This window comes from Streptomyces sp. NPDC101132 (genome assembly GCF_044759225.1).
Classification (GTDB): Bacteria; Actinomycetota; Actinomycetes; order Streptomycetales; family Streptomycetaceae; genus Streptomyces.
This window is the reverse complement of sequence record NZ_JBIVYX010000006.1, coordinates 286627-311162: the sequence shown is the minus strand read 5'-3', so window position 1 is coordinate 311162 and position 24536 is coordinate 286627. Positions and strand designations below refer to the sequence as shown.

The 24536-nt window shown below is 70.6% G+C and carries 23 protein-coding genes, 1 tRNA gene and 2 pseudogenes; 13 read left to right on the top strand and 13 right to left on the bottom strand.

Annotated elements, in window-relative coordinates; all coding sequences use genetic code 11:
* Positions 1 to 194: 194 nt before the first annotated feature.
* Positions 195 to 548 (bottom strand): MerR family transcriptional regulator, encoded by a 354-nt coding sequence (locus ACIQUR_RS16700; protein WP_403664591.1) that lies wholly within the window; start codon positions 546 to 548, stop codon positions 195 to 197.
* 593 nt (positions 549 to 1141) lie between these two features.
* Between ACIQUR_RS16700 and ACIQUR_RS16695 the strand changes: the two genes are divergently transcribed.
* Positions 1142 to 1501 carry a hypothetical protein gene (locus ACIQUR_RS16695; protein ID WP_403664589.1) on the top strand — a complete coding sequence of 120 codons (360 nt, stop codon included), beginning with the start codon at positions 1142 to 1144 and terminating at the stop codon, positions 1499 to 1501.
* 69 nt (positions 1502 to 1570) lie between these two features.
* Here ACIQUR_RS16695 and ACIQUR_RS16690 read toward each other — a convergent pair whose 3' ends face one another.
* The 4 genes from ACIQUR_RS16690 to ACIQUR_RS16675 all read right to left on the bottom strand — a co-directional run bounded on the left by ACIQUR_RS16690 (position 1571) and on the right by ACIQUR_RS16675 (position 4756).
* Entirely contained in the window at positions 1571 to 2977 is a 1407-nt protein-coding gene (locus tag ACIQUR_RS16690) for a DEAD/DEAH box helicase (protein WP_403664587.1), read from the bottom strand.
* Positions 2978 to 3174: 197 nt separating this feature from the next.
* A complete protein-coding gene (locus ACIQUR_RS16685; RefSeq protein ID WP_319009446.1) occupies positions 3175 to 3378 on the bottom strand; it encodes a cold-shock protein in 204 nt (67 codons plus the stop codon).
* Between the two features lie 367 nt (positions 3379 to 3745).
* Entirely contained in the window at positions 3746 to 4312 is a 567-nt protein-coding gene (locus tag ACIQUR_RS16680) for a DUF5994 family protein (protein WP_403664585.1), read from the bottom strand.
* A gap of 171 nt (positions 4313 to 4483) precedes the next feature.
* Positions 4484 to 4756, bottom strand: a complete 273-nt coding sequence (locus ACIQUR_RS16675; protein WP_403664583.1) for a hypothetical protein — start codon at positions 4754 to 4756, stop codon at positions 4484 to 4486.
* A gap of 271 nt (positions 4757 to 5027) precedes the next feature.
* On the opposite strand from ACIQUR_RS16675, the pseudogene ACIQUR_RS16670 reads away from it, so the two are divergent.
* Both ACIQUR_RS16670 and ACIQUR_RS16665 read left to right on the top strand, forming a co-directional pair.
* A pseudogene (locus tag ACIQUR_RS16670) lies at positions 5028 to 5561 on the top strand (DUF998 domain-containing protein); the annotation flags it as partial.
* A 109-nt stretch (positions 5562 to 5670) separates the two neighbouring features.
* Positions 5671 to 5757, top strand: a pseudogene (locus ACIQUR_RS16665) (DUF4287 domain-containing protein); the annotation flags it as partial.
* Between the two features lie 36 nt (positions 5758 to 5793).
* Here the strand turns inward: ACIQUR_RS16665 and ACIQUR_RS16660 are convergent.
* From ACIQUR_RS16660 to ACIQUR_RS16650, 3 genes are all read right to left on the bottom strand, one after another.
* A complete protein-coding gene (locus ACIQUR_RS16660) occupies positions 5794 to 6594 on the bottom strand; it encodes an alpha/beta fold hydrolase (RefSeq protein WP_403664581.1) in 801 nt (266 codons plus the stop codon).
* Between the two features lie 10 nt (positions 6595 to 6604).
* A complete protein-coding gene (locus ACIQUR_RS16655) occupies positions 6605 to 7636 on the bottom strand; it encodes a sigma-70 family RNA polymerase sigma factor (protein WP_403664579.1) in 1032 nt (343 codons plus the stop codon).
* Positions 7637 to 7833: 197 nt separating this feature from the next.
* Positions 7834 to 7907, bottom strand: a tRNA-Gly gene (locus ACIQUR_RS16650).
* 451 nt (positions 7908 to 8358) lie between these two features.
* Between ACIQUR_RS16650 and dcd the strand changes: the two genes are divergently transcribed.
* Both dcd and ACIQUR_RS16640 read left to right on the top strand, forming a co-directional pair.
* Positions 8359 to 8940: a dCTP deaminase gene (gene dcd, locus ACIQUR_RS16645; RefSeq protein WP_399943575.1), complete on the top strand. Its 582-nt coding sequence runs from the start codon at positions 8359 to 8361 to the stop codon at positions 8938 to 8940.
* A gap of 8 nt (positions 8941 to 8948) precedes the next feature.
* Complete coding sequence (locus ACIQUR_RS16640; protein WP_403664576.1) at positions 8949 to 9446, top strand: phosphoribosyltransferase; 498 nt, start codon at positions 8949 to 8951, stop codon at positions 9444 to 9446.
* 82 nt (positions 9447 to 9528) lie between these two features.
* On the opposite strand, the gene ACIQUR_RS16635 is transcribed toward ACIQUR_RS16640, so the two are convergent.
* Positions 9529 to 10461, bottom strand: coding sequence for a Yip1 family protein (locus ACIQUR_RS16635; protein WP_403664574.1), 933 nt, complete (start codon positions 10459 to 10461; stop codon positions 9529 to 9531).
* A 292-nt stretch (positions 10462 to 10753) separates the two neighbouring features.
* Here ACIQUR_RS16635 and ACIQUR_RS16630 point away from each other — a divergent pair, with 292 nt between their 5' ends.
* Complete coding sequence (locus ACIQUR_RS16630; RefSeq protein ID WP_403664572.1) at positions 10754 to 11893, top strand: hypothetical protein; 1140 nt, start codon at positions 10754 to 10756, stop codon at positions 11891 to 11893.
* 152 nt (positions 11894 to 12045) lie between these two features.
* On the opposite strand, the gene ACIQUR_RS16625 is transcribed toward ACIQUR_RS16630, so the two are convergent.
* The gene (locus ACIQUR_RS16625) at positions 12046 to 14313 is read right to left on the bottom strand and encodes a (Fe-S)-binding protein (protein WP_403664570.1); all 2268 of its coding nucleotides are present in this window, start codon (positions 14311 to 14313) and stop codon (positions 12046 to 12048) included.
* A gap of 108 nt (positions 14314 to 14421) precedes the next feature.
* Complete coding sequence (locus ACIQUR_RS16620; protein WP_403664568.1) at positions 14422 to 14985, bottom strand: sugar transferase; 564 nt, start codon at positions 14983 to 14985, stop codon at positions 14422 to 14424.
* A 253-nt stretch (positions 14986 to 15238) separates the two neighbouring features.
* On the opposite strand from ACIQUR_RS16620, the gene dnaK reads away from it, so the two are divergent.
* Genes dnaK through ACIQUR_RS16600 form a run of 4 tightly spaced genes read left to right on the top strand, consistent with a single transcriptional unit; the run spans position 15239 to position 19380 of the window.
* A complete protein-coding gene (gene dnaK / locus ACIQUR_RS16615; protein WP_399943560.1) occupies positions 15239 to 17089 on the top strand; it encodes a molecular chaperone DnaK in 1851 nt (616 codons plus the stop codon).
* Positions 17089 to 17709, top strand: a complete 621-nt coding sequence (gene grpE / locus ACIQUR_RS16610) for a nucleotide exchange factor GrpE (protein ID WP_403664565.1) — start codon at positions 17089 to 17091, stop codon at positions 17707 to 17709. The genes dnaK and grpE overlap by 1 nt, the downstream gene beginning before the upstream one ends.
* Before the next feature lie 38 nt (positions 17710 to 17747).
* Complete coding sequence (gene dnaJ / locus ACIQUR_RS16605; protein ID WP_403664563.1) at positions 17748 to 18923, top strand: molecular chaperone DnaJ; 1176 nt, start codon at positions 17748 to 17750, stop codon at positions 18921 to 18923.
* Positions 18924 to 18927: 4 nt separating this feature from the next.
* Positions 18928 to 19380 carry a heat shock protein transcriptional repressor HspR gene (locus ACIQUR_RS16600; RefSeq protein WP_403664561.1) on the top strand — a complete coding sequence of 151 codons (453 nt, stop codon included), beginning with the start codon at positions 18928 to 18930 and terminating at the stop codon, positions 19378 to 19380.
* A 47-nt stretch (positions 19381 to 19427) separates the two neighbouring features.
* Here ACIQUR_RS16600 and ACIQUR_RS16595 read toward each other — a convergent pair whose 3' ends face one another.
* Positions 19428 to 20441, bottom strand: coding sequence for a helix-turn-helix transcriptional regulator (locus tag ACIQUR_RS16595; RefSeq protein WP_403664559.1), 1014 nt, complete (start codon positions 20439 to 20441; stop codon positions 19428 to 19430).
* Between the two features lie 84 nt (positions 20442 to 20525).
* On the opposite strand from ACIQUR_RS16595, the gene ACIQUR_RS16590 reads away from it, so the two are divergent.
* Both ACIQUR_RS16590 and ACIQUR_RS16585 read left to right on the top strand, forming a co-directional pair.
* Positions 20526 to 20744 carry a hypothetical protein gene (locus ACIQUR_RS16590; RefSeq protein ID WP_403664557.1) on the top strand — a complete coding sequence of 73 codons (219 nt, stop codon included), beginning with the start codon at positions 20526 to 20528 and terminating at the stop codon, positions 20742 to 20744.
* Positions 20744 to 21058 carry a (2Fe-2S)-binding protein gene (locus ACIQUR_RS16585; protein WP_403664555.1) on the top strand — a complete coding sequence of 105 codons (315 nt, stop codon included), beginning with the start codon at positions 20744 to 20746 and terminating at the stop codon, positions 21056 to 21058. Before ACIQUR_RS16590 ends, ACIQUR_RS16585 begins: the two co-directional genes overlap by 1 nt.
* A 249-nt stretch (positions 21059 to 21307) precedes the next feature.
* Here ACIQUR_RS16585 and ACIQUR_RS16580 read toward each other — a convergent pair whose 3' ends face one another.
* Positions 21308 to 21712: a pyridoxamine 5'-phosphate oxidase family protein gene (locus tag ACIQUR_RS16580; RefSeq protein WP_403664553.1), complete on the bottom strand. Its 405-nt coding sequence runs from the start codon at positions 21710 to 21712 to the stop codon at positions 21308 to 21310.
* A gap of 172 nt (positions 21713 to 21884) precedes the next feature.
* On the opposite strand from ACIQUR_RS16580, the gene clpB reads away from it, so the two are divergent.
* On the top strand, positions 21885 to 24470 hold the full coding sequence (clpB, locus tag ACIQUR_RS16575; RefSeq protein ID WP_403664551.1) for an ATP-dependent chaperone ClpB: 2586 nt from the start codon (positions 21885 to 21887) through the stop codon (positions 24468 to 24470).
* Positions 24471 to 24536: the final 66 nt, after the last annotated feature.

The following is a 24536-nucleotide window of genomic DNA, read 5'->3' as shown; positions in this document are numbered from 1 at the left end:
GACCTGTCTCCGGGGCGCCTGCCGGCGGCCCGACGTAGTGATCGCCGGTAGCGGCATCCGCGGGAGGGCAGGTGCACGAGTCGGTCCCGGTACCTCAACCGTACTCCGCTCCGGGGCCCGACCAGGGCTGCCGGGCGTCGTACAGCGCGGCGTCCCCGCGCCATCCCCGCGCCGTCCCCGTTCCGTCCTCGGGCTCAGCCCTCGGCGGGACGCTCTCCGCCGGCCGCGAGTCCTCCGCCGGCCGCACGCCGGTACTCGGCGTTGATCCGCTGGGCCTCTTCGAGCTGGTCCTCCAGGATGATGATGCGGCAGGCGGCCTCGATGGGCGTGCCCTGGTCGACGAGTTCCCGGGCGCGGGCGGCGATGCGCAACTGGTAGCGGGAGTAACGCCGGTGGCCGCCCTCGGAACGCAACGGCGTGATCAGACGGGCGTCGCCGAGGGACCGGAGGAATCCGGGGGTCGTGCCGATCATGTCGGCGGCCCGCCCCATCGTGTAGGCGGGGTAGTCGTCGTCGTCGAGCCGGCCGCGCGCGTCGTCCGCTGTCATTGGCACCTCTTCCGTGAAACGCATAGAGGGGCCCTGGTGCCAGTACTGGCACCAGGGCCCTGAAGGAACTACTACACCACCTGCCGGCCCTGATGAAGCGCCGGCCTTCTGTGTCCGCACACCCGGCCCGGTGACTGCCGTCGGTGCGGGGATCGCAGCTGCTTGACCGAAGACCACCTCGCTATCGATGTCCTGCGGTACCCGGACTCCAGACTTCCGCCCGGGCGATCCCGATGGTGCCGTGTCCCTCCGTCCTTCCTCGATGATCAACTTCTCTGCCTACAGGTACTGCGTACTGCTCAGCGGCCTGGGGGAGCGCCGCTGCTGCGGGTCCTGCACTGCCGGCAGTTCGTCTCTGCCAGGCTCTGTCGTCTCTCCTGGTTACGAGAGAAAACATACCCCAAGCGCAGCTCGATATCTACTCCAGCCGTCATAGATTTTCCCGTCCCGGGTGAGGAGGTAGTGGGCTCCCGGCGGGAGTGCGCGGTCGTTGCGAACGCGCGGCCGCCCCTGCACCCGCGCGCCCCCGGTCGTCCTTGCCACCCGGCGGACGGCCTGTGGGCGGGGTGAGGTGCCCCGTAGGATCGGGTTCCATGTCGAAGACTGACGAGCTGCTCGTTGACGTCGCCAGGCTGGTGGAGTCCGGGCGGAGCAACCAGATGTCCCTGACCGTCGTGACCGGGGGCGCCGTCATCACAGGTCGGCTGGCACCCGAGGCGCTGTGGCGGCAGCGGGTCTCGGAGGTCCTGGCGGACTCCGACCGGCTGGCCGAGTTCTCCGCCGTCTTCGCGACCGCGGCGGCGAAGGACGGGCCGCCCACGCACCTCCACTTCCACCTCGCGCGGATCCTCCAGGGCACGGTGGGGATCCCGGAGACGGGCGGGATGTACCGCGTCTCGATCGCGGACATCAGCGCCTGGACCATGGGCGACGTCAGCTACTCCGACCACTGACCCCGCCTCACGGCAGGGTCGGGCACCCGGGCGCCGGGCGGACGGCACCCGACCGGAGGGCCACGACGCTCAGGCGGCCCTGCCGGCGGTTCGCCGCCGTGCGGCGGCCCGCCGGGACGCCGGGACGGGACCCCGCCGGCCGCGGGGAGCGGGGCCGCGTCCGCGCTGCTCGGCGGGCGGCGCGGTGATCTTCACGGGAACGCCGGACGGGGTGCGCGCGCCCGTGATCCGGGCGAGCTCGCCCTCACCGGAGCGGACCTGGGTGGTCTCGGGCACGATGCCGGCGGCCGTCATGAGGCGTGTCACGGCGCGGCGCTGGTTGGCGGTGACCAGGGTGACGACGCTGCCCGACGCACCGGCCCGCGCGGTACGGCCGCCGCGGTGCAGGTAGTCCTTGTGGTCGGTGGGCGGGTCCACGTTGACGACGAGGTCGAGCTGGTCGACGTGGATTCCGCGGGCCGCGACGTTCGTGGCGACCAGAACGGTGACGTGACCGTTCCTGAACCGGGCCAGGGTGCGGGCGCGCTGCGGCTGGGACTTCCCCCCGTGCAACGCCGCTGCCCGCACACCGTGGCCGAGGAGGTCCTCGGTGAGGCGGTCCACGGCGTGCTTGGTGCCCAGGAACATGATCACCCGACCGTCCCGTGCCGCGATCTCGGTGGTCAGCCTCTGCTTGTCGGTGCCGCGCACGTGCAGGACGTGGTGCTCCATCGTGGTGACGGCGCCCTGGGAGGGGTCCACGGAGTGGACGACCGCGTCGCTCAGGTACCGGCGGACCAGGAGGTCGACGTTCCGGTCCAGGGTGGCGGAGAACAGCATCCGCTGGCCCTCGGGCCGGACCTGGTCCAGGAGGGTGGTCACCTGGGGCATGAAGCCCATGTCGGCCATCTGGTCGGCCTCGTCCAGGACGGTGACGGCCACCTCGTTCAGACTGCAGTGGCCGCGGTCGACGAGGTCCTTGAGGCGCCCGGGGGTGGCCACGACGACCTCGGCTCCGCTTCGCAGCCTGGAGGCCTGCCGGCCGATCGGCATTCCGCCGACGACGGTGGCCAGGCGCAGTCCCACGGCACGTGCGTACGGTGCGAGGGCATCGGTGACCTGCTGGGCGAGCTCCCGGGTCGGTACGAGGACCAGCGCGAGCGGCGCCCTGGGGGCGGCGCGGCGGCCGGCCGTACGGGCCAGCAGGGCCAGTCCGAAGGCGAGCGTCTTGCCGGAACCCGTCCTGCCGCGGCCCAGCACGTCGCGGCCCGCCAGGGAGTTCGGCAGCGTCGCACCCTGGATGGGGAACGGGACGGTCACGCCCTGCGTGCCGAGCGTGGCCAGGAGGCGCTCGTCCAGGGGGAGGTCGGCGAAGTCCTCGACGGGAGGCAGCCCCGGCGTGACCGTCTCGGGCAGGGCGAACTCTCCCCCTGCCGGAGCGGGGCCGCCCGTGCGGCGGGTGCTGGAGGGACGGCCGTTCGTGCGTGTGGGGTCCATTTGGAACCTTTCGTGATACGACACGTACCGAGGAATTCCGACCGTGCCTCCTGAGGGGTGTCGGAATTTCGGGATGCAGCGGGATGACGCTGGAATCGGGCAGGGTGATTCAGTGCGCGCACAAGCCCTGGAAAATGAAAAAGCTGGGGCCCGCACCCCGAAGGATGCGGGCCCCAGCTGCGTGTGGCGCGTCAGGGTCAGGCGGGAACGATGTTCTCCGCCGTCGGGCCCTTCTGGCCCTGCGCGATGTCGAAGGAGACCTTCTGCCCCTCCTGGAGCTCGCGGAATCCCTGGGTGGCGATGTTCGAGTAGTGGGCGAACACGTCAGGGCCGCCACCCTCCTGCTCGATGAAGCCGAAACCCTTTTCCGCGTTGAACCACTTCACGGTGCCAGCGGCCATGTCATATCTCCTCGGGGCAGTGCAGCGGAATCCGCGCTTTACGGATGCCGTGTCGCCGCGATGATGCCCCGCCGGAAAACGACCGGAATGCAAAACGCCCTGTGCGGCATGAGGCCGCAGGAGCGTCTGAAATTTACGGGTACCAAAACTGCAACTGGTCCGACAGTAGCACGCGGTCCGCTCCGTTCGGGTTCGGATTTTTTCACGCGTGTGTCGCCGGTAAAAACCCTCTTCGGGGGGCTGGTCAAAATCTGTGCTCGCGAACCCAGATATCCGCCCATTCGCAATGCGGAGTTCCGGTCGTGCCTGAATTGGTGGAGCGCGGCCTCAGGACGAGGGATCGGCGCGCTCGCGGGAACCGCGGGTGTCATCCCCGCACGCCCCGGGGCAGGTAGATCATGCGTGCCCCCACGACGGGACGGGGGCGGGGGTGGGGACGGGGCTGCGGGGAGGCGCCGCCGTCTGTCTCCCAGGCGTCCTCACCGGTCCCTGCCTCCCGCAGGAGGCGACGGGTCGCGCTCTCCTCGGACATCAGGGTTCCCGTGGTGTGGAAGTTGCCCGGTGCGGACGCGGCGGCCATCAGGCGCGCGGCGGAGGCGGGTTCGGTTTCCGGGGGGATCACGAGCAGGTCGCAGCGCCCGAGGCTGTACGAGAGCAGGACCATCGTGTCGGGGGCCTGGTCGGCGAACCAGCCGACGTGCACGGCGTAACCGCCGACGGGGACCGCGCGCACGGCGACGGACCAGGGCCCCGGATGCGCGGTGATCCGCGTGACGCGTCCGAAGCGGTCCCGCAGCGCCTCCACCAGGGGAGGCAGCTCGGTTGCGAGATCGCGTGAGTAGGGCCACCAGGCGCCGTCCAGCAGGCCGGCCGCAGAGGCTGTCGGGGTCAGGACCAGGCGGGCCTGACGGGTGGGAGCGGTGGTGGTGGTCATGGGACCGCGACCCGTCCCCGGGGCGCCCGGGGCGCCCCGGCCTGGTGAGCGCCGGGAACGACATCCGCGTGAGAGCGGGTGTACGAGGTGCTCCCGGTACCTCCAGCGTACTCCGCGCCGGAGCCGACGCGCCGGGCCCCGCCCTGCGCGCCGGCGTGCACCACTGCCGGGTCAGGGTTCCTCGGGGTGGGTTCCGCTGCCGCCCGGGGGCCTGCTGGTGGCCAGCCAGGACCGGGCCGGTTCGGCGGGGTGGGCGGTGTCGACGGTGAGGTGGAGGCGGGTGCCCCCGCCAGGGGCGGGATAGCTGCGCTGCTCGTCGCCGGCGAAACAGCGACGGAGGACGTCGGCCACCATCCGGGCGGCGTCCGGGGTGGCGGCGACGATGCGTACTTCGGCGTGCCCCGGCGGCGGAAGGGCTTCCGCCTCCGGCTCGTTGCGGTCCAAGGAGGCACCGTCCTTTCCCGTCGAGGCCGGCCCGGTCAGGTCTGGGTACGTCCACCGTACGTCGGAAGGCGCGGGGCCGTTCGGTCGCGGGGGACCCCGCCGCTGATCACCACCGCGACCCGGCACCTCGGACCCGTCACCCGGCTCGGCCTGGCCGCCCCCGCTTGGCCGGCCCGCCCGCCGTCCTCACCCAACTCCCCCAGCCGCTGTTCACTGCCTCTACCGGCACGTTGTGGCACGGCCTTCTCGACAAGCCGGAGGACGGGACCGAGTGGCCTCTGACGCAGCGCACTTGGCTGGGAGGTTCGACTTCACCCGTAACGCGATCAGCCAGCTCGCCCTTGGGGAGGCGGGCTGGATCCAGACGGTGAACTTCCTGCTCACCGGAACGCTGCTGATCGCGGGTGCGGCCGGTCTGCGCCGGGTGCTGCGCGGCGGCGCGGGAGGAACCTGGGGCCCGGTCCTGGTCGGTGTCTTCGGCGCCTCGTTCTGGGCTGCCGCGATCTTCCCGGCGGACGCGGGGGCGGGATTCCCCGAAGGCTCCCCGGACGCGACGGTGATCAGCGGGCATGGCGCCGCGCACATGCTCGCCGGGATGGTCGGTTACCTGGCCCTGTGCGCCGCGTTCGTCGTCCTGACCCGCCCGCTCGCCGCCCGGGGCCACCGCCGCTGGGCTCGCGCCTCGCGCCTCGTGCCCGTGGTCGTTCTCGCCGGCTTCGTGGCCTCCGCCATCTCCGTCCTGGCCTTCACCGCCGGTGCGGGCCTCGGCCTGCTGGGGCTCACCGCGGTGACAGCCCGCCTGGCCATCACCCGGGCGAATTGCCAGCCGCCTGCCGCACCGGGCAGGCATCATCGACACCACCAAGATCATTTCGACGGGAAACCGGGGACATCTCATGACCGACGCAGTAAAGGGTCGGCTCAAGTCCGAGCACGGCCTGGGACACGGTCACGCCAACGCCCTTGTCGCGCACACACTCGCCGAGACCAACGGCCGGTGACCGGGAACGTGATCACGCCGTCCGGCGGATGGCAGATCATGTGACGTTTCCAAGAAGCCCACGGAGCACGTGCCGCAGGACGTCCGGTCGCTCCAGATGAACGTCGTGTCCCGTCCCGGGGACGCTCAAAGCCACCGTCTCCGGCCGCCGCCGGAGCATCTCGTCAATCTCCCCCGACGAGATGATGCCGGACTGGCCGAGGACGGCCAGGGTCGGGCAGGTTACCCTCGACCACTCGTCCCAGAAGGACCGCTGGGCAATCTCCGCCAGTGACTCGACCATCACGTCCCGGTCGAAGCGCGGCCACCAGCCGCCGTCGTGCTCCACCAGGCCGGCCGCCCAGCCCTCTCCAACCGGACCGCCGCCGAGGAACTCGACCGCGGCCTCCCGCGATGCGAACGGCTTGGGCCAGGCATCGAGCCACCCCCCGATCTCCGCCTGTACGTCACGGTTCGGCCCGCCCGGCCCGGCCTCCACCAGGACGAGCGCACGGAAGAGGCCGGGGTGCGCTGCGGCGGCGAGCATGGCGGTGTGGCCGCCCAGCGACTGGCCCACCAGGACAGGTCGCTGGAGGCCGAGCCGTTCGACCACGGCGACGGCATCCGCGACGTACGCGGCCCGGGACACGTCCCGCGGACGGCGCTCGCTGGCGCCGTGGCCGCGCTGGTCGATGGCGACGACCCGGTAGCGGGGGCTCAGGTCTCTGGCGATGGCGTCCCATTCGCCCACGTGGCCGGCCAGTCCGTGCAACAGGACGACGGACGGCCCCGAACCTCCCCAGTCACGGCAGGAAACGCGGACGCCGTCACGGACGACGATGTGCTCTGACCAAGGCATGTGGGGTCCTTCAGACATGGGCTGGGCCCGGCAGGTGGCGGCCATCGGTGGCGCTGGTGTCGGGAGAGGCGGTCGGGCCTATGTGTGCGGGCAGGCCGAAGAGCGGGAACAGGTGCGCGGTGTCTCGGAAGGCGTTGATGCCGGTGATGCGGTTGCCGGAGAACTCGATGACCTGGAGTGCCCAGGGTTCGTAGCCCGTTCCGTCGAGGCTGGGCCGGTACTGGCCGAACGCGGGGGTGCCGTTCGCCGTGGTCGGGATCAGGCGGGAGCCGCGACAGCCGACGGCGGGCCCGGTCAGCCACGCCTGAATGTCGGAGACCCCGCGCATCCACTTCGCGTACGGGGGAAGGCACAGCGTGGCGTCGACATGGAGCAGCATGTTCAGCTCCTCCATGTCGTAGCGGGAGAAGGCCGTGGCGTACCGCTCGGCCAGCACGCGGCGGACGGCGTCGGACGGCTGGGTAACGGGGCCGTCGGCGGGTCCGCGGTGCGCGGCCAGTGTGGCCCGGGCCCGCTGCAGGGCACTGTTGACCGAGGCGACGGTCGAGCCGTGCAGCTCGGCGACTTCGCGGGCCGAGAAGGCCAGCACGTCCCGGAGGATCAGCGTGGCCCGCTGCCTGGGCGGGAGGTGCTGGAGCGCGGCGACGAACGCCAGCCGCACCGACTCGCCCGCTGCCACCGCCGCCTCGGGGTCCCCTCCGGGACAGGGCCCGATCCACATGGTGGCCTCCTCCGGGGCTCCCGGGGCCGAAGCGCCGGGCGACGGCTCCGAGAGGTCCATCGGCAGAGCCCGCCGCCTGCCGGCGGCCAGTGCGTCCAGGCACACGTTGGTGGCGATGCGGTAGACCCACGACCGCAGCGACGAACGCCCCTCGAACCCCTCGAGGTTCCGCCAGGCCCGGACCATCGTCTCCTGCACGGCGTCCTCGGCCTCGGCGTACGAGCCCAGCATCCGGTAGCAGTACCCGGTCAGTTCTCCCCGGTGCTTCTCCAGCCGGACCGCCGCCTCGCGCTCGCCGTTGCCCACGACAAGATCCTTCATGCTTGTTCCGCCCCCTGATGCGCGCCCTCCGAGGCCACCGACCAGGTGGTTCCAGCGATGTCCTCGGCCGCACGAAATTACCGGCCGGCAGCGGCGCACGGCCAGTGATCAAGGTTCAGATCGCGTCGACGGCCGGCCAGGAGGCGGACGGTCTGGACAACGACGAAGCCCCAGGTCGCTGACCTGGGGCTTCGTCATGGAGCGGATGACGGGAATCGAACCCGCGCTATAAGCTTGGGAAGCTCATGTTCTACCATTAAACTACATCCGCATGGTGCATCGGTTGTGTGTGATGCATCGTCGCATACTGTACCCCATGCCAGGCCCCCGGCGGAGAAGCCGCGGGGCCGTTGTGTTGTTTCCGGTCAGGGATACGCGTGCGCGGGGCGGGAGTTGGGGCGTACCGTGAGCGGGCGGAGCGGCGCGTGGAGCGCGCAGTGGTTCATCCCCTAATGTGGCGATTCGTCGCAGTCGGCTCGTTGGGGAAAGGGACTCGATGGAGCACACCGTCGTCCGTTGTGCCGAAGGGCACGTATTCAGCACCGCCTCGTTCCCGATGCAGCAGCTCGGAGCCGGGCGGATCGGGCCCGGGCGGCTCATCCGCTGCCCGCGCTGCGCGCGGCTCCGGCACGCGGTGCCGGTGAAGCGGTAGCGGCTGGCAGCGGGGGCGCGCGGGCTGTCCTGATTGGGGCGGGGCCGCGCGCCTTGCGTATCCTCGGGACGTGCTTCTCTCAGACAAGGACATCCGGGCCGAGATCGACAGCGGACGGGTGCGCATCGACCCGTTCGACGAATCGATGGTGCAGCCCTCCAGCATCGACGTGCGTCTCGACCGGTTCTTCCGCGTGTTCGAGAACCACCGTTACCCCCACATCGACCCCGCCGAGGAGCAGAGCGATCTGACCCGGCTGGTGGAGCCCGAGGGGGACGAGGCCTTCATCCTCCACCCGGGCGAGTTCGTCCTCGCCTCGACGTACGAGGTCATCTCGCTGCCGGACGACATCGCCTCCAGACTGGAGGGGAAGTCCAGCCTGGGCAGGCTGGGTCTGGTGACGCATTCGACCGCCGGGTTCATCGACCCGGGCTTCTCGGGGCACGTGACCCTGGAGCTGTCGAACCTGGCCACGCTGCCGATCAAGCTCTGGCCGGGGATGAAGATCGGTCAGCTGTGCATGTTCCGGCTCAGCTCGCCCGCGGAGTTCCCGTACGGAAGCGAGCGGTACGGGTCGCGTTACCAGGGCCAGCGCGGCCCGACGGCCTCGCGGTCCTTCGTGAACTTCCACCGCACCGAAGTCAGGAAGTGAAGGCGGGTATGAGCGCAGTACGAGAGTCCCTGACGTACGAGGGCTTCGGCAATGCCGTGCGCGAGCTCGCGCAGACCATCGCCGACGACGGCTACGAGCCGGACATCATCCTCTCCATCGCCCGCGGCGGCGTCTTCGTGGCCGGCGGTCTGGCGTACGCCCTGGACTGCAAGAACATCCACCTCGTGAACGTGGAGTTCTACACGGGCGTGGGGACGACCCTCGAAATGCCCGTCATGCTGGCGCCCGTGCCCGACGCGATCGACTTCTCCGACAAGAAGGTGCTGATCGCGGACGACGTGGCCGACACCGGCAAGACCCTCAAGCTGGTGCACGACTTCTGCGTCGGCACCGTCGCCGAGGTCCGGTCCGCCGTGATCTACGAGAAGTCCCACTCGCTGGTGAAGTGCGAGTACGTGTGGAAGCGCACGGACGACTGGATCGAGTTCCCGTGGAGCGTCGAGCCGCCCGTCGTCAAGCGCGAGGGCCAGGTGCTGGACGCCTGAGTCCCGCCCCCCGGATGCACGAAGGGCCCCCGCCGGTTTCCGGCGGGGGCCCTTTCGTGTGGCTCGTGGGGGAGGGCTGCGGCTACAGCGTGCCCAGCTTGATGATCGACAGCAGGGCGACCAGCTGGATCGCCGAGGCCCCGAGGGCCTTCGGCCACGGCAGGTCGTGCGCCTTGCTGATCAGCGAGGTGAAGAGCGCGCCGGCGGCCACCCAGGTGGCCCAGCCCAGCACCTGCACCAGGGCGTGCTCGCCGCCCAGGAACATCGCGAAGACCAGCCGCGGGGCGTCCGTGATGGACATGACCAGCATGGACAGGCCCACGGTGGGCTGCCAGGAGCCGTCGCCGCCCAGCTGGCGGGCCAGCGTGTGGGTGACGGCGCCGAGGATCAGGCCGCACACCACGAAGGCCACGCCGGCCGACAGCACGATCGGGACGGCCTTCGAGAGGGTGGAGTTGATCGCGTCCTCGCGGGTGTCGTCCAGCCCGAAGACGGCGAGCAGCCCGTACAGGAAGGTCACGGTCAGCGCCGGGCCCCAGACGGGGTAGTCCCGCATCCGGAGGAAGGTCGGGCCCGGGCGCAGGACGATGCCGCTCAGGAGCTGCTTCCAGGGCAGCCGGGGGCCCGCGGGGGGCGCCGCCTGGCCGGCCTGGTAGGTCGCGCCGCCGCCGTACGGCTCCTCGCCGATCGAGAACGCCCGGGTGTGCCCGGGGTTGTCCGCGGAGTACGCGTCGCCATGCCCGCCGCCGTACTGCGGGCCGCCCTGGGGGGCGTAGCCGCCGCCCTGGGGGGCCTGGTGGTACGGGTCGAAGTACTCCGGCTCACCCTGGCCGCCCGCGGTGCCGCCGCCCTGCTGGGGCCACTGCTGAGGCGGTCCCTGCGGGGGGTACTGCTGCTGCGGGGGGTAGGGCTGCTGCCCGTACGGCGGCACCTGCTGCTGTCCGTACGGCTGCTGCCGCGGGGGTTGTTGGGGGGTGCGGTTGTCCCGGCCGCGTCCGATCCTGAATCCAGCCACGTGATCGAAAGTACCTGGTCGTGGCGGAGAGGGTGGGCGGGCGGCCGGAACCCGGGGCCTTTGCGGCTGAGCTGTGACATCCCCTAGGGGGACCCCGGGGGGTCTGCCCCAGGTCCGTTTTGCGGGCTTCAGGGGCATTTACGGGGTCGTGGTGGACTCTGTGGTCGGCCGTTACATTCCCTACCGATGGTCCAGACAAATGGTGCGTAACGTCGTATCCGTCGCCACCGCAAGGGGCCTGGAAAACGAAGAACCGCAGGTCACGCACCCAACGAAGTCACGAGGAACCGTCATGCGCGCCATCCGTCGCACCGTCCGTACCGCCGCCGTCGCCACCGGGGCCGTCGCCGCCCTGGCCCTCCCGGCCCACGCCGCCTTCGCCGCCTCCCCGGCGCCCGCGGCCAACCAGACGGAGGCGGGCCGGACCGCCGACGAGACCACGCCGGAGGTCCTGCCGGGCACGGACGAGGCCAAGCCGGACGTGAAGCCGGAGATCCAGCCCGAGGTCCTTCCCGGCAAGCCCGACGTGAAGCCGGAGATCCAGCCCGAGGTGAAGCCCGAGGTCCTCCCCGGCAAGGACAAGGCGAAGGACAAGGACAAGGGCGGGAACGAGGTCCGTCAGTTCGTCACCACGGTCCGCCTGGCCGACGGCTCGGTCGCCAAGGTCTACAAGATCGGCCCGAACCACTTCGAGGCCGTGATCTCCGCCAACGGCGTCACGGTCGACACCCTCGTCTCCAAGGACGGCCGGCCGGCCTACGGACAGAACAACGGCCTGCACGTGGTCCTCCAGCCCAACGGCACCGTGACCTCGTGGGTCGAGGGCGGCAAGAAGCAGCAGAAGCCGCAGCACAAGAAGCACGACCAGCACGAGCAGCGCGGGAAGAAGACCGTCTCGGTCGCCACGGTCAAGATGCCCGACGGCCGCGTCGCCAAGCTGATCAAGGGTGCGAACGGCCCCCGCGTGGAGATCTCCATGCCGAACGGCAACCACCTCGGCACCCTCGACCTGAAGCACCCGAGCGCCGTCAACGACGGCTGGACGTACAAGATCGTCAAGGACGGCAAGCACGCCAAGTTCGTGGTGATCGACGGCCGCAACGGCGGCGACAGCTGGGTCTACGACTTCCACGGCAAGCTGGTCGAGCAGTACAAGGTCGACCGCAGGACCGGCCGCAAGGCCGCCGTCGTCACCCCGGCCAAGGACGCCAAGGACGCCAAGGACGCCAAGGGCGCCGAGGACGCGCGCCGGGCCAAGGAGGCCACGGCCCACCGGGTCCTGCCCAAGGGCGGCGTGAAGGCCGGCGCCGAGGGCGTCGAGGCCAAGGGCTCCGACACCCCGGTCCTGGTCGCCGCGGGCGGCGGCATGGCCGCCGCGGGTGCCGCGGGCCTGGGCTTCGCCCTCCTGCGCCGCGGCCGCCACCAGGGCTGATCCCAGCCCCCGCACACGCGAACGGCCGGTCTTGCCACGGGGGGCAGACCGGCCGTTCGCCTTCGGCTGTGCGGTCGAGCGGCTGTGCGCCGGTGCGGCCGAGCAGTGGGGCGGTTCAGCCGCGGCGCGGCTGCGTCGCGCCTACTTCGCGCCTACTTCGCGGGCTCCGGCTCCGGCTCGGAGACGCCCTCGCCGTCCGCCTCCGGCTCGACCGGGGTCTTCACCGAGTCCAGCAGCAGCTGCGCCACGTCCACGACCTGGAGCGACTCCTTGGCCTGGCCGTCGTTCTTCTTGCCGTTGACCGAGTCGGTCAGCATCACGAGGCAGAACGGGCAGGCGGTGGAGACGATGTCCGGGTTGAGGGACAGCGCCTCGTCCACGCGCTCGGTGTTGATGCGCTTGCCGATCCGCTCCTCCATCCACATGCGCGCACCGCCGGCGCCGCAGCAGAAGCCGCGCTCCTTGTGGCGGTGCATCTCCTGCTGGCGCAGGCCCGGGACGGCGGACATGATCTCGCGCGGCGGCGTGTAGACCTTGTTGTGGCGGCCGAGGTAGCACGGGTCGTGGTACGTGATCAGACCGTCGACCGGCGTCACCGGGATGAGCCTGCCCTCGTCGATGAGGTGCTGGAGCAGCTGCGTGTGGTGGATGACCTCGTAGTCACCGCCGAGCTGCGGGTACTCGTTCGCGATGGTGTTGAAGCAGTGCGGGCAGGTCGAGACGATCTTCTTCGCCGACTTCGGCTTCTTCGTCGACTCGTCCTCGTCGTCCTCGCCGAACGCCATGTTCAGCATCGCGACGTTCTCCTGGCCCAGCTGCTGGAACAGCGGCTCGTTGCCCAGGCGGCGCGGCGAGTCACCGGTGCACTTCTCCTCGCCGCCCATGATCGCGAACTTGACGCCCGCGATGTGCAGCAGCTCCGCGAAGGCCTTGGTGGTCTTCTTGGCCCGGTCCTCCAGCGCGCCGGCGCAGCCGACCCAGTAGAGGTAGTCGACCTCGGACAGGTCCTCGACGTCCTTGCCGACGATCGGGACCTCGAAGTCGACCTCCTTGGTCCACTCGACGCGCTGCTTCTTGGCCAGGCCCCAGGGGTTGCCCTTCTTCTCCAGGTTCTTCAGCATCGTGCCGGCCTCCGACGGGAAGGCGGACTCGATCATCACCTGGTAGCGGCGCATGTCGACGATGTGGTCGATGTGCTCGATGTCGACCGGGCACTGCTCCACGCACGCACCGCAGGTGGTGCAGGACCACAGCACGTCCGGGTCGATGACGCCGTTCTCCTCGACGGTGCCGATCAGCGGGCGCTCGGCCTCGGCCAAGGCGGCGGCCGGGACGTCCTTCAGCTGCTCCTCGGTGGCCTTCTCCTCGCCCTCCATGGTCTTGCCGCCGCCGGCCAGCAGGTACGGGGCCTTGGCGTGCGCGTGGTCGCGCAGCGACATGATCAGGAGCTTCGGCGAGAGCGGCTTGCCGGTGTTCCACGCGGGGCACTGCGACTGGCAGCGGCCGCACTCGGTGCAGGTGGAGAAGTCGAGGATGCCCTTCCAGGAGAACTGCTCGACCTGGGAGACGCCGAAGACGTCGTCCTCGCCCGGGTCCTCGAAGTCGATCTCCTTGCCGCCCGAGGTCATCGGCTGCAGCGCGCCGAGCGCGGTCGCGCCGTCGGCGTTGCGCTTGAACCAGATGTTCGGGAAGCCGAGGAAGCGGTGCCACGCCACACCCATGTTGGTGTTGAGCGAGACCACGATCATCCAGATCAGCGAGACGCTGATCTTCACCATGGCGACGGCGTAGATGAGGTTCTGGAGCGTGCTCGGCTCCAGCCCGTTGAAGGCCTCGACCAGCGGGTACGAGGCGAAGTACGCGGCCTCGTAGTGCTGGACGCCGTGGATGGCGCCCTCCAGGCCGCGCAGCGTGAGGATCGCGAGGCCGATGGTGAGGATCACGTACTCGACGAAGTACGCCTGCCAGGCCTTGGAGCCGGCGAAGCGGGACTTGCGGCCGGCCCGGGAGGGCAGCGACAGCAGCCGGATCACCATGAGGACGACGATGCCGACGACCGTCATCAGGCCGATGAACTCGGTGTAGAGCTCGAACGGCAGGAAGTCGCCGACGATCGGCAGCAGCCAGTCCGCCTGGAAGAGCTGCCCGTACGCCTGGACCAGCGTGGGCGGCAGCGTCAGGAAGCCGATCGCGACGAACCAGTGCGCGAAGCCGACGATGCCCCAGCGGTTCATGCGCGTGTGGCCCAGGAACTCCCGGACCAGGGTGATCGTCCGCTCCTTCGGCCGGTCTGTGCGGCTGCCCGCCGGGACGGGCTGGCCGATCTTGACGAACCGGTAGATGGACGCCACGGCTCGGGCGAGCAGCGCGACGCCGACCACGGTCAGGACCAGCGACACGATGATCGCGGCGAGTTGCATTGGGGGCTCCTCGGGCGGGCACTTACTAAGCGGTAACTTATTCAGTCAAGCTGAGATTACCGCCCCCCACCGCCGCACTGTAGTCGTGCAGGCGGTGATCTGTGTCGCTCAGGCCGCCCTCACTTCGGCGCGGGGCGCGGCGGCCGCGGGGCGGCGGGCGCGGAGGGCCGCGCGGGGGGTCTGCGCGAGGATCGCGAGGTCCATGCCGAGCCAGTGGTGTTCGACGTAGTGCAGGTCGAGCAGGGCCATCTCCTCCCAGGGGAGGTCGGAGCGGGCGCTGACCTGCCAGAGGCCCGTCATGCCGGGGCGTACGAGGGTCCGCTCGCGCGGGTTCCCCTCCCCGGGCGGCAGGGGGCGCGGCCCGACCAGGGACATCTCGCCGCGCAGCACGTCGAACAGCTGCGGCAGCCCGTCGAGGGCGTACCGGGTGACCCAGGGCGCCCCCCGGAAGAGGTGGCGGTGGTACGGCGTGCCGCCCCGTCCGGCGACCTCCTCCTTCACGAAGGGGGAGCGGCGCGTGGTGAGGGCGACCGCGGCGGCGACGGCGAGCAGGGGCAGGGCCGCCAGGACCAGCGCGAGGGCCGCGCCGAACAGGTCGGTGGCGCGCTTGGCCGTGCCCGGCCGGGGGCGCGGGAGGGACGCCGGAAGCGGGGGGAGCGGGAGCGCGGGCATACCGGCACCCTGCCGCGTCCGCTCCGCGGCTGCCGGGTGCCGCGCGAACGGGGTCCCCCGCACGGCCGCCGATCCTTCCCGCCGCGCCGGCTCCCCGGCCGTCCGGTCCGGGCCCCCCGGACCCTCGTGCCGCCGGTGGGGTGAGCGTAAGGGCCGCGTAAGAGTTGAGTCGCCACGGCTCAGGTCTGTTGACGGGCGCGCGGCGGTACGGCATCCTTGAGTCTGTTCCACTCAAGTCATGGAGGAATCAAAAATGGCACGTGCGGTCGGCATCGACCTGGGCACCACTAACTCCGTCGTCAGCGTTCTCGAAGGCGGAGAGCCCACCGTCATCACCAACGCCGAGGGTGCCAGGACCACGCCGTCCGTCGTCGCCTTCGCCAAGAACGGCGAGGTCCTCGTGGGCGAGGTCGCCAAGCGCCAGGCGGTCACGAACGTGGACCGCACCATCCGCTCGGTGAAGCGCCACATGGGCACCGACTGGAAGATCAACCTGGACGGCAAGGACTTCAACCCGCAGCAGATGAGCGCCTTCATCCTGCAGAAGCTGAAGCGTGACGCCGAGGCCTACCTGGGTGAGAAGGTCACCGACGCGGTCATCACCGTGCCGGCGTACTTCAACGACTCCGAGCGCCAGGCCACCAAGGAGGCCGGCGAGATCGCGGGCCTGAACGTCCTCCGCATCGTCAACGAGCCCACCGCGGCCGCCCTGGCGTACGGCCTCGACAAGGACGACCAGACCATTCTCGTCTTCGACCTCGGTGGCGGCACCTTCGACGTGTCCCTCCTGGAGATCGGCGACGGCGTCGTCGAGGTGAAGGCCACCAACGGTGACAACCACCTCGGTGGTGACGACTGGGACCAGCGCGTCGTCGACTACCTGGTGAAGCAGTTCGCCAACGGCCACGGCGTCGACCTGTCCAAGGACAAGATGGCGCTGCAGCGTCTGCGCGAGGCCGCCGAGAAGGCGAAGATCGAGCTGTCGTCCTCCACCGAGACGACCATCAACCTCCCGTACATCACGGCCTCCGCCGAGGGCCCCCTGCACCTCGACGAGAAGCTGACCCGCGCCCAGTTCCAGCAGCTGACCGCGGACCTGCTGGAGCGCTGCAAGACGCCGTTCCACAACGTCATCAAGGACGCGGGCATCAACCTGTCCGAGATCGACCACGTCGTCCTCGTCGGCGGCTCCACCCGCATGCCGGCCGTCGCCGAGCTCGTCAAGGAGCTGACCGGCGGCAAGGAGGCCAACAAGGGCGTGAACCCGGACGAGGTCGTCGCCATCGGCGCCACCCTCCAGGCCGGTGTCCTCAAGGGTGAGGTCAAGGACGTCCTGCTCCTCGACGTGACCCCGCTGTCCCTCGGCATCGAGACCAAGGGCGGCATCATGACCAAGCTCATCGAGCGCAACACCACGATCCCGACCAAGCGGTCCGAGATCTTCACGACGGCCGAGGACAACCAGCCGTCCGTGCAGATCCAGGTCTACCAGGGCGAGCGCGAGATCGCGGCGTACAACAAGAAGCTCGGCATGTTCGAGCTGACCGGCCTGCCGCCGGCCCCGCGCGGCGTCCCGCAGATCGAGGTCTCCTTCGACATCGACGCGAACGGCATCATGCACGTGACCGCGAAGGACCTGGGCACGGGCAAGGAGCAGAAGATGACCGTCACCGGCGGCTCCTCGCTCGCCAAGGACGAGGTCGACCGCATGCGCCAGGAGGCCGAGCAGTACGCGGAGGAGGACCACCGCCGCCGCGAGGCCGCCGAGACCCGCAACCAGGGCGAGCAGCTCGTCTACCAGACCGAGAAGTTCCTCAAGGACAACGAGGACAAGGTCCCGGGCGACGTCAAGACCGAGGTCGAGGGTGCTCTCGCCGAGCTGAAGGAGAAGCTCAAGGGCGAGGACACGGCGGAGATCCGCACCGCGACCGAGAAGGTCGCCGCGGTCAGCCAGAAGCTCGGCCAGGCGATCTACGCCGACGCCCAGGCCGCGCAGGGTGCCGCCGGTGCCGCTGCCGGTGACGCCGGTGCCCAGGCCGCCGACGACGACGTCGTCGACGCCGAGATCATCGACGAGGACAAGCCGAAGGGCGGCCAGGTCTGATGTCGGAGGAGACCCAGGGCTTCGACGAGAAGCCCGAAGTCCCCGCCGACGGCACGCCCGACGAGCCGAAGGCCGCCGACTCCGCCAAGGAGGCGGCGGCCCCGGCCGGGGACGCAACGGACGTGGCCCTGGTGGCCCAGCTGGACCAGACCCGTACGGCGCTCGGCGAGCGCACCGCGGACCTCCAGCGGCTCCAGGCCGAGTACCAGAACTACCGCCGCCGCGTGGAGCGGGACCGGATCACGGTCAAGGAGATCGCCGTCGCGAGCCTCCTGAACGAGCTCCTCCCCACGCTCGACGACATCGGCCGCGCCCGGGAACACGGCGAGCTGGTGGGCGGTTTCAAGTCGGTGGCCGAATCCCTGGAGACGGTCGTCGCCAAGATGGGCCTCCAGCAGTTCGGCAAGGAGGGCGAGCCCTTCGACCCGACGATCCACGAGGCCCTGATGCACTCGTACGCGCCGGACGTCACCGAGACGACCTGCGTGGCGATCCTGCAGCCCGGGTACCGGATCGGCGAGCGTACGATCCGCCCCGCGCGCGTCGCGGTGGCCGAGCCCCAGCCCGGGGCGCAGGCCAAGGCGGAGGAGTCGGAAGACTCCGAGCAGGACAGTGAGTAAGAAGTAGGCAGCACCCGCACGCGGGAGGAGGGACGTCGATGAGCACGAAGGACTTCGTGGAGAAGGACTACTACAAGGTTCTCGGCGTCCCCAAGGACGCCACCGAGGCCGAGATCAAGAAGGCGTACCGGAAGCTCGCCCGCGAGTTCCACCCGGACGCCAACAAGGGCAACGCGGAGGCCGAGGAGCGCTTCAAGGAGATCTCCGAGGCGAACGACGTCCTCGCCGACCCCAAGAAGCGCAAGGAGTACGACGAGGCCCGCGCGCTCTTCGGGAACGGCGGCTTCCGCCCCGGTCCCGGAGCCGGCGGCTCCTTCAACTTCGACCTGGGCGACCTCTTCGGGGGCGCCCAGGCCGGGGGCGGGGCCGGCGGTTTCGGCGGCGGACTCGGGGACGTCTTCGGCGGGCTGTTCGGCGGCCGGGGTGCGGGCGCGGGCACGCGGACGCAGCCCCGGCGCGGGCAGGACATCGAGTCCGAGGTCACCCTCAGCTTCACGGAGGCGGTGGACGGCGCGACCGTCCCGCTCCGGATGTCGTCCCAGGCGCCCTGCAAGGCCTGTTCCGGCACCGGCGACAAGAACGGCACGCCCCGGGTGTGCCCGACCTGCGTCGGCACCGGACAGGTCTCGCGCGGCGGCGGTGGAGGCTTCTCCCTCACCGACCCCTGCGTCGACTGCAAGGGGCGCGGCCTGATCGCCGAGACCCCCTGCGAGGTCTGCAAGGGCAGCGGCCGGGCGCGTTCCTCGCGCACCATGCAGGTCCGCATCCCGGCGGGCGTCTCCGACGGCCAGCGGATCCGGCTGCGCGGCAAGGGCGCGCCGGGCGAGCGCGGCGGTCCCTCCGGCGACCTCTACGTGGTGGTCCACGTGGACTCCCACCCGGTCTTCGGCCGCAAGGGCGACAACCTCACCGTCACCGTGCCGGTCTCCTACGTGGAGGCCGCCCTCGGTGGCGAGGTGAAGGTGCCGACCCTCGGCGGGCCGCCGGTCACGCTGAAGCTCCCGGCGGGCACGCCGAACGGGCGGACGATGCGGGCGCGCGGCAAGGGAGCGGTGCGCAAGGACGGCACCCGCGGGGACCTGCTGGTCACCGTCGAGGTCGCCGTACCGACGCAGCTGTCGGACAAGGCGCGCGAGGCCCTGGAGTCGTACCGCGACGCCACGGCGGACGAGGACCCCAGGGAAGAACTCTTCCAGGCCGCGAAGGGAGCGTGACGCCATGAACAACGACGGCCGACGACGCAACCCGTACGAACTCACCGACGAGTCGCCGGTGTACGTGATCTCGGTGGCCGCCCAGCTCTCCGGCCTGCACCCGCAGACCCTGCGGCAGTACGACCGCCTGGGCCTGGTCTCCCCGGACCGCACGGCCGGCCGGGGCCGCCGCTACTCGGCCCGCGACATCGAGCTGCTCCGCACGGTGCAGCAGCTGTCGCAGGACGAGGGCATCAACCTCGCGGGCATCAAGCGCATCATCGAACTGGAGAACCAGGTGGCCGCGCTCCAGCAGCGCGTCGCCGAACTCTCCTCGGCGCTGGACGGCGCCGCCGCGGCCATGCAGCAGCGCGAGGCGCAGGTGCACGCGTCGTACCGGCGCGACCTGGTCCCGTACCAGGACGTGCAGCACACCAGCGCGCTGGTGGTCTGGCGCCCCAAGCGCCCGGCCGAGTAGGCGATTTCAGGCCAAGATCGGCCCCTGCCCCTGCGGGCGGGGGCCGTTCAGCTTTCCGGTGCGTCGAGGATGCCCGACTGGGCTATCAGGTAACCGAGTTGCGCTCGGCTCCCGCTGCCGAGATGGCTGGCCAGCTTGGCAATGTGCGCCCGGCATGTGCGCACGTTCATCCCCAGCCGGCGGGCGATCGCCTCGTCCACGTGCCCCTCCACGAGCAGCTGGGCGATGGAGCGCTGGACGCCCGTGATGCCGTCGGGCGTCGGGGTGTAGGTGACCTCCTCGCGCAGCGGCACGGCGCGCCGCCACAGCTGTTCGAACACCTTGATGAGGTACTCGACGAGGCCCGGGTGGCGCAGCTCCAGGGCGACCCGGCGGTCGTCGCTCGCGGGGATGAAGGCCACCGTCCGGTCGAAGATGATGAGCCGCTCGATCAGCTCCTCCAGCGTGCGGATCTCCACCTTCCCCGAGGAGATGCGGTCCACGTAGGCCAGGGTTCCCTGGCTGTGGCGGACGGTGTGCTGGTAGAGCGTGCGGATGCTGACCCCGCGGTTGATCAGCGGCGCGTCCCGCTCCAGCGCCTGGGTCAGCGCGAGCGACGGACGGGGGCCGCCGGGCTGTACCGTCAGGACCTCCGTGTGGCACTCGGCGGTGGCGATGTTGAGCGCCGCGTTGATGCGGTCGAAGCCTTCCAGCACCGTGATGGCGTGGGTGTTGGAGGGGGTCTGCGCGCTGATGGCGAGGAACGGCTCGAAAGTGTCGGTGAGTTCTACGGACAGCCGACGCCGGTCCTGGATCTCGCGTTCGATCGGGTGGAGGCGCTGCGCGAGTGCGACGGACGGTGGAACCGGACGCAGGGAGTTCGCGTCATCCGGATCCGGATGGAGCAGCGCGAATTCCAGCAGGCAAGGAGCGCTTTCAACTTCTGCGCGGGCGATGCGTCCGGTGCTGAGCGCGGTGGCGTACAACCGCGCGCCGTCGTCGCACAGGGCCGTGACCGAGTGGGGATGTGTCGGCTTTGTGGTGATGCTGGGCAAATCTCCACCCCCCAGGGTCCTGAACATGCAAGAACATGATGCATCGTCCTTGTGGCACGGACGTGCCTGAATGAGCCATCGTCTGACACGCGGGGGAGAGGATTCCATCAAGTGAGGACGAAGCCGACCATGTATAAGAGAATGCTTCGCTCGGCGCTTGCCGTTGTTTTCTCCACGGTTGTGGCCTACGGGGCTCTGGGCGGCGGTGTCGGGTCCGGGGGGACGGGTGCCGTGGTGGCGGGCGCTGCCGACGACACCGGCTGGACCACCGCGCCGACGGGTACCAAGGCGGACACCGGGTGGAACTCGCTCCCCGAGACGGTGGCGTGATGACTCCTGACGACCGTTCTTTCCGCCGGGAAATGGCCTCCGCGTACCGCTCCGGCTGGCAGTTCATCGATCTCGTCACGGCGATCCCCCACGCCGGCGACTCCCTGATGGTCACGTTGTTCGGCCAGCCCATCGTCGTGGTGCGCGAGGAGGACGAGGACGTGCGGGCGTACCGCTGCCTGCGCAGGCCCCGGGGCGCGCCCCAGCCCGTGCGGTGCGAAGTCCGCTACGGCATGGTCTTCGTCAACCTCGATCAGCGTGACCACCAGCTCTTCGAGCCCGATTTCACCACCGCCACCCCCCGCAGTGCCTGAAGCGATTCCCCCGTCGTTGCAGATCGCTTTAGGCGCTTCCCCCACACAACGGCGCCATCGTGGACCTGAACACGATGGCGCCGTTGTGCTGTCCGCGTCCATACCGCGGACCGGCCAAAGAACGGGGCATGTGGCGCGTACTGGTCGTTCCGGTACCGAAACCCGCCGGGCGGGCGTGCGGGCCCGGCGCACGGCCGCGCAGGCGCCTCGTACCGCCCCTCGGGCCCTGCCCCGCGCCCGGGCCGTCGTTCAGGCCCGGCCCATCGCCCGGTCCAGCGTGATCTCCATGACCACCCGGTCCGGGTTGGGCGACGGCACGCGCCGGTAGCGCTCCGCGTAGCGGGCCACCGCGTCCGCCACCGCCTCCTCGTCCGTACGGATCACCGCGCGCCCCTCCAGGGTCGCCCAGCGGCGTCCCTCCATCTGGCAGACCGCGACCCGGGCGCCGTCCGGCTGCGCCGCCAGCACGTTGCGGACCTTCTTGCTGTTCTTGTTGCTGATCACCCGCGCCAGGCCGGCCTCCGGGTCGTACGTCACGCCCACCGGGACCACGTGCGGCGTGCCGTCGGGGCGCGTCGTGGTGAGGGTGCAGATGTGGCGCTCCCGCCAGAAGGCGAGGTACTCGGGCGTCGGGTTCAGTGGATCCAGGGACATGACCGCAGCGTAGGGCTTGAGCCCTGGCTTGAGTCGGATAGACTCAACTTCATGGGTTGAGCGGAATAGACTCAACTTTGTATCCGTTGATGAAGTCAGACCGATGCGGGTCCCCCGATGCGGCCGGGACCCGGGTGTACCTGCCGATCGTCCCGGAGAGGAGAAGCCGTACGTGGACGCCGAGCTGACCAACAAGAGCCGGGAAGCCCTCAACGCCGCCACCACGAGGGCGGTGAAGGACGGCCACCCCGACCTCACCCCCGCGCACCTGCTCCTGGCCCTGCTCTCGGGGACCGACAACGAGAACATCACCGACCTGCTCGCCGCCGTCGAGGCCGACCAGGCCGCCGTGCGCACCGGCGCCGAGAAGGTGCTGGCCGGCCTGCCCAGCGTCACCGGCTCGACCGTCGCGCCCCCGCAGGCCAGCCGCGACCTGCTCGCCGTACTCGCCGAGGCCGACCGGCAGGCCGGCGAGCTCGGCGACGACTACCTGTCCACCGAGCACCTGCTGATCGCCCTGGCCGCCAAGGGCGGGGCGGCCGGCGAAGTGCTCACCCGGGAGGGCGCGACCGCGAAGAAGCTGCTGGCCGCCTTCGAATCCGTACGAGGAGGACGTCGGGTGACCACCCCCGACCCCGAGGGCCAGTACAAGGCCCTGGAGAAGTTCGGCACCGACTTCACCGCCGCCGCCCGCGAGGGCAAGCTCGACCCGGTCATCGGCCGGGACCACGAGATCCGGCGCGTGGTGCAGGTCCTGTCCCGGCGCACCAAGAACAACCCGGTGCTCATCGGCGAGCCCGGCGTCGGCAAGACCGCCGTCGTCGAGGGCCTCGCCCAGCGCATCGTGAAGGGCGACGTGCCCGAGTCGCTGAAGAACAAGCGCCTGGTCTCCCTCGACCTCGGCGCCATGGTCGCGGGCGCCAAGTACCGCGGCGAGTTCGAGGAGCGCCTGAAGACCGTCCTGGCCGAGATCAAGGACAGCGACGGGCAGATCATCACCTTCATCGACGAGCTGCACACCGTCGTCGGCGCGGGCGCGGGCGGCGACTCCGCCATGGACGCCGGCAACATGCTCAAGCCCATGCTGGCCCGCGGCGAGCTCCGCATGGTCGGCGCCACCACCCTCGACGAGTACCGCGAGCGGATCGAGAAGGACCCCGCCCTGGAGCGGCGCTTCCAGCAGGTGCTGGTCGCCGAGCCCAGCGTCGAGGACACCATCGCCATCCTGCGCGGCCTCAAGGGCCGGTACGAGGCCCACCACAAGGTCGTCATCAACGACAGCGCCCTGGTCGCCGCCGCCACCCTCTCCGACCGCTACATCACCTCCCGCTTCCTCCCCGACAAGGCCATCGACCTGGTCGACGAGGCCGCGTCCCGCCTCCGCATGGAGATCGACTCCTCCCCCCTGGAGATCGACGAGCTCCAGCGGTCCGTGGACCGCCTCCGCATGGAGGAGCTGGCGCTGAAGAACGAGTCCGACCCGGCTTCCCGCGAGCGCCTGGACCGGCTGCGCAAGGACCTCGCCGACAAGGAGGAGGAACTGCGCGGCCTGACCGCCCGCTGGGAGAAGGAGAAGCAGTCCCTCAACCGCGTCGGCGAGCTGAAGGAACGCCTCGACGACCTGCGCGGCCAGGCGGAGCGCGCCCAGCGCGACGGCGACTTCGACGCCGCCTCCAAGCTGCTGTACGGCGAGATCCCCACCCTGGAGCGGGAGCTGGCCGAGGCCACCGAGGCCGAGCAGGAGGCCGCCAAGGACACCATGGTCAAGGAGGAGGTCGGCCCGGACGACATCGCGGACGTGGTCGGCTCCTGGACCGGCATCCCGGCCGGCCGGCTGCTGGAGGGCGAGACCCAGAAGCTGCTCCGCATGGAGGACGAGCTGGGCCGCCGCCTGATCGGCCAGACCGAGGCCGTACGCGCCGTCTCGGACGCCGTACGCCGCACCCGCGCCGGCATCGCCGACCCGGACCGGCCCACCGGTTCCTTCCTCTTCCTCGGCCCCACCGGCGTCGGCAAGACCGAGCTGGCGAAGGCCCTCGCCGACTTCCTCTTCGACGACGAGCGGGCCATGGTCCGCATCGACATGTCGGAGTACGGCGAGAAGCACAGCGTCGCCCGGCTGGTCGGCGCGCCGCCCGGCTACGTCGGCTACGAGGAGGGCGGCCAGCTCACCGAGGCCGTGCGCCGGCGCCCGTACAGCGTGGTCCTGCTGGACGAGGTCGAGAAGGCCCACCCCGAGGTCTTCGACGTGCTGCTCCAGGTGCTCGACGACGGGCGGCTCACCGACGGGCAGGGGCGGACGGTGGACTTCCGCAACGCCATCCTGATCCTGACGTCCAACCTGGGCAGCCAGTACCTGATGGACCCCGGCGCCTCGGACGAGGTGAAGCGGCAGCAGGTCCTGGACGTGGTCCGGTCCTCCTTCAAGCCGGAGTTCCTCAACCGGCTCGACGACATCGTGGTCTTCTCCGCCCTCTCGAAGGACGAGCTGGCCCACATCGCCGAGCTCCAGATCGCCCGCCTCGCGAAGCGGCTGGCGGAACGGCGGCTGACCCTCGACGTCACGCCGGCGGCCCTGGCCTGGCTCGCCGACGAGGGCAACGACCCGGCCTACGGCGCCCGCCCCCTGCGCCGCCTGATCCAGACGGCGGTCGGCGACCGCCTGGCCAAGGAGATCCTGGCCGGCGAGATCAAGGACGGTGACACGGTCCGCGTGGACGTGGCGGGCGACGGCCTGATCGTGGGCCGCGCGACCTGATCGGCCCTGCTCAGCGGCCATGGGCGGCGGGACCTCCGGGGGTCCCGCCGCCCTTTCGCGCGCCCC

Excerpts from the sequence above, each read along its gene's own strand:
- ACIQUR_RS16630 (WP_403664572.1), top strand. The coding sequence starts at position 10,754 with ATGCGCGCCATCCGTCGCACCGTCCGTACCGCCGCCGTCGCCACCGGG.
- ACIQUR_RS16595 (WP_403664559.1), bottom strand. The coding sequence starts at position 20,441 with ATGTTCAGGACCCTGGGGGGTGGAGATTTGCCCAGCATCACCACAAAG.
- ACIQUR_RS16600 (WP_403664561.1), top strand. The coding sequence starts at position 18,928 with ATGAACAACGACGGCCGACGACGCAACCCGTACGAACTCACCGACGAG.
- ACIQUR_RS16655 (WP_403664579.1), bottom strand. The coding sequence starts at position 7,636 with ATGAAGGATCTTGTCGTGGGCAACGGCGAGCGCGAGGCGGCGGTCCGG.
- ACIQUR_RS16690 (WP_403664587.1), bottom strand. The coding sequence starts at position 2,977 with ATGGACCCCACACGCACGAACGGCCGTCCCTCCAGCACCCGCCGCACG.
- ACIQUR_RS16640 (WP_403664576.1), top strand. The coding sequence starts at position 8,949 with ATGAGCGCAGTACGAGAGTCCCTGACGTACGAGGGCTTCGGCAATGCC.
- ACIQUR_RS16585 (WP_403664555.1), top strand. The coding sequence starts at position 20,744 with ATGACTCCTGACGACCGTTCTTTCCGCCGGGAAATGGCCTCCGCGTAC.
- ACIQUR_RS16580 (WP_403664553.1), bottom strand. The coding sequence starts at position 21,712 with ATGTCCCTGGATCCACTGAACCCGACGCCCGAGTACCTCGCCTTCTGG.
- ACIQUR_RS16700 (WP_403664591.1), bottom strand. The coding sequence starts at position 548 with ATGACAGCGGACGACGCGCGCGGCCGGCTCGACGACGACGACTACCCC.
- ACIQUR_RS16695 (WP_403664589.1), top strand. The coding sequence starts at position 1,142 with ATGTCGAAGACTGACGAGCTGCTCGTTGACGTCGCCAGGCTGGTGGAG.
- ACIQUR_RS16685 (WP_319009446.1), bottom strand. The coding sequence starts at position 3,378 with ATGGCCGCTGGCACCGTGAAGTGGTTCAACGCGGAAAAGGGTTTCGGC.
- ACIQUR_RS16625 (WP_403664570.1), bottom strand. The coding sequence starts at position 14,313 with ATGCAACTCGCCGCGATCATCGTGTCGCTGGTCCTGACCGTGGTCGGC.
- ACIQUR_RS16660 (WP_403664581.1), bottom strand. The coding sequence starts at position 6,594 with ATGCCTTGGTCAGAGCACATCGTCGTCCGTGACGGCGTCCGCGTTTCC.
- dnaJ (WP_403664563.1), top strand. The coding sequence starts at position 17,748 with ATGAGCACGAAGGACTTCGTGGAGAAGGACTACTACAAGGTTCTCGGC.
- ACIQUR_RS16680 (WP_403664585.1), bottom strand. The coding sequence starts at position 4,312 with ATGACCACCACCACCGCTCCCACCCGTCAGGCCCGCCTGGTCCTGACC.
- ACIQUR_RS16620 (WP_403664568.1), bottom strand. The coding sequence starts at position 14,985 with ATGCCCGCGCTCCCGCTCCCCCCGCTTCCGGCGTCCCTCCCGCGCCCC.
- dnaK (WP_399943560.1), top strand. The coding sequence starts at position 15,239 with ATGGCACGTGCGGTCGGCATCGACCTGGGCACCACTAACTCCGTCGTC.
- grpE (WP_403664565.1), top strand. The coding sequence starts at position 17,089 with ATGTCGGAGGAGACCCAGGGCTTCGACGAGAAGCCCGAAGTCCCCGCC.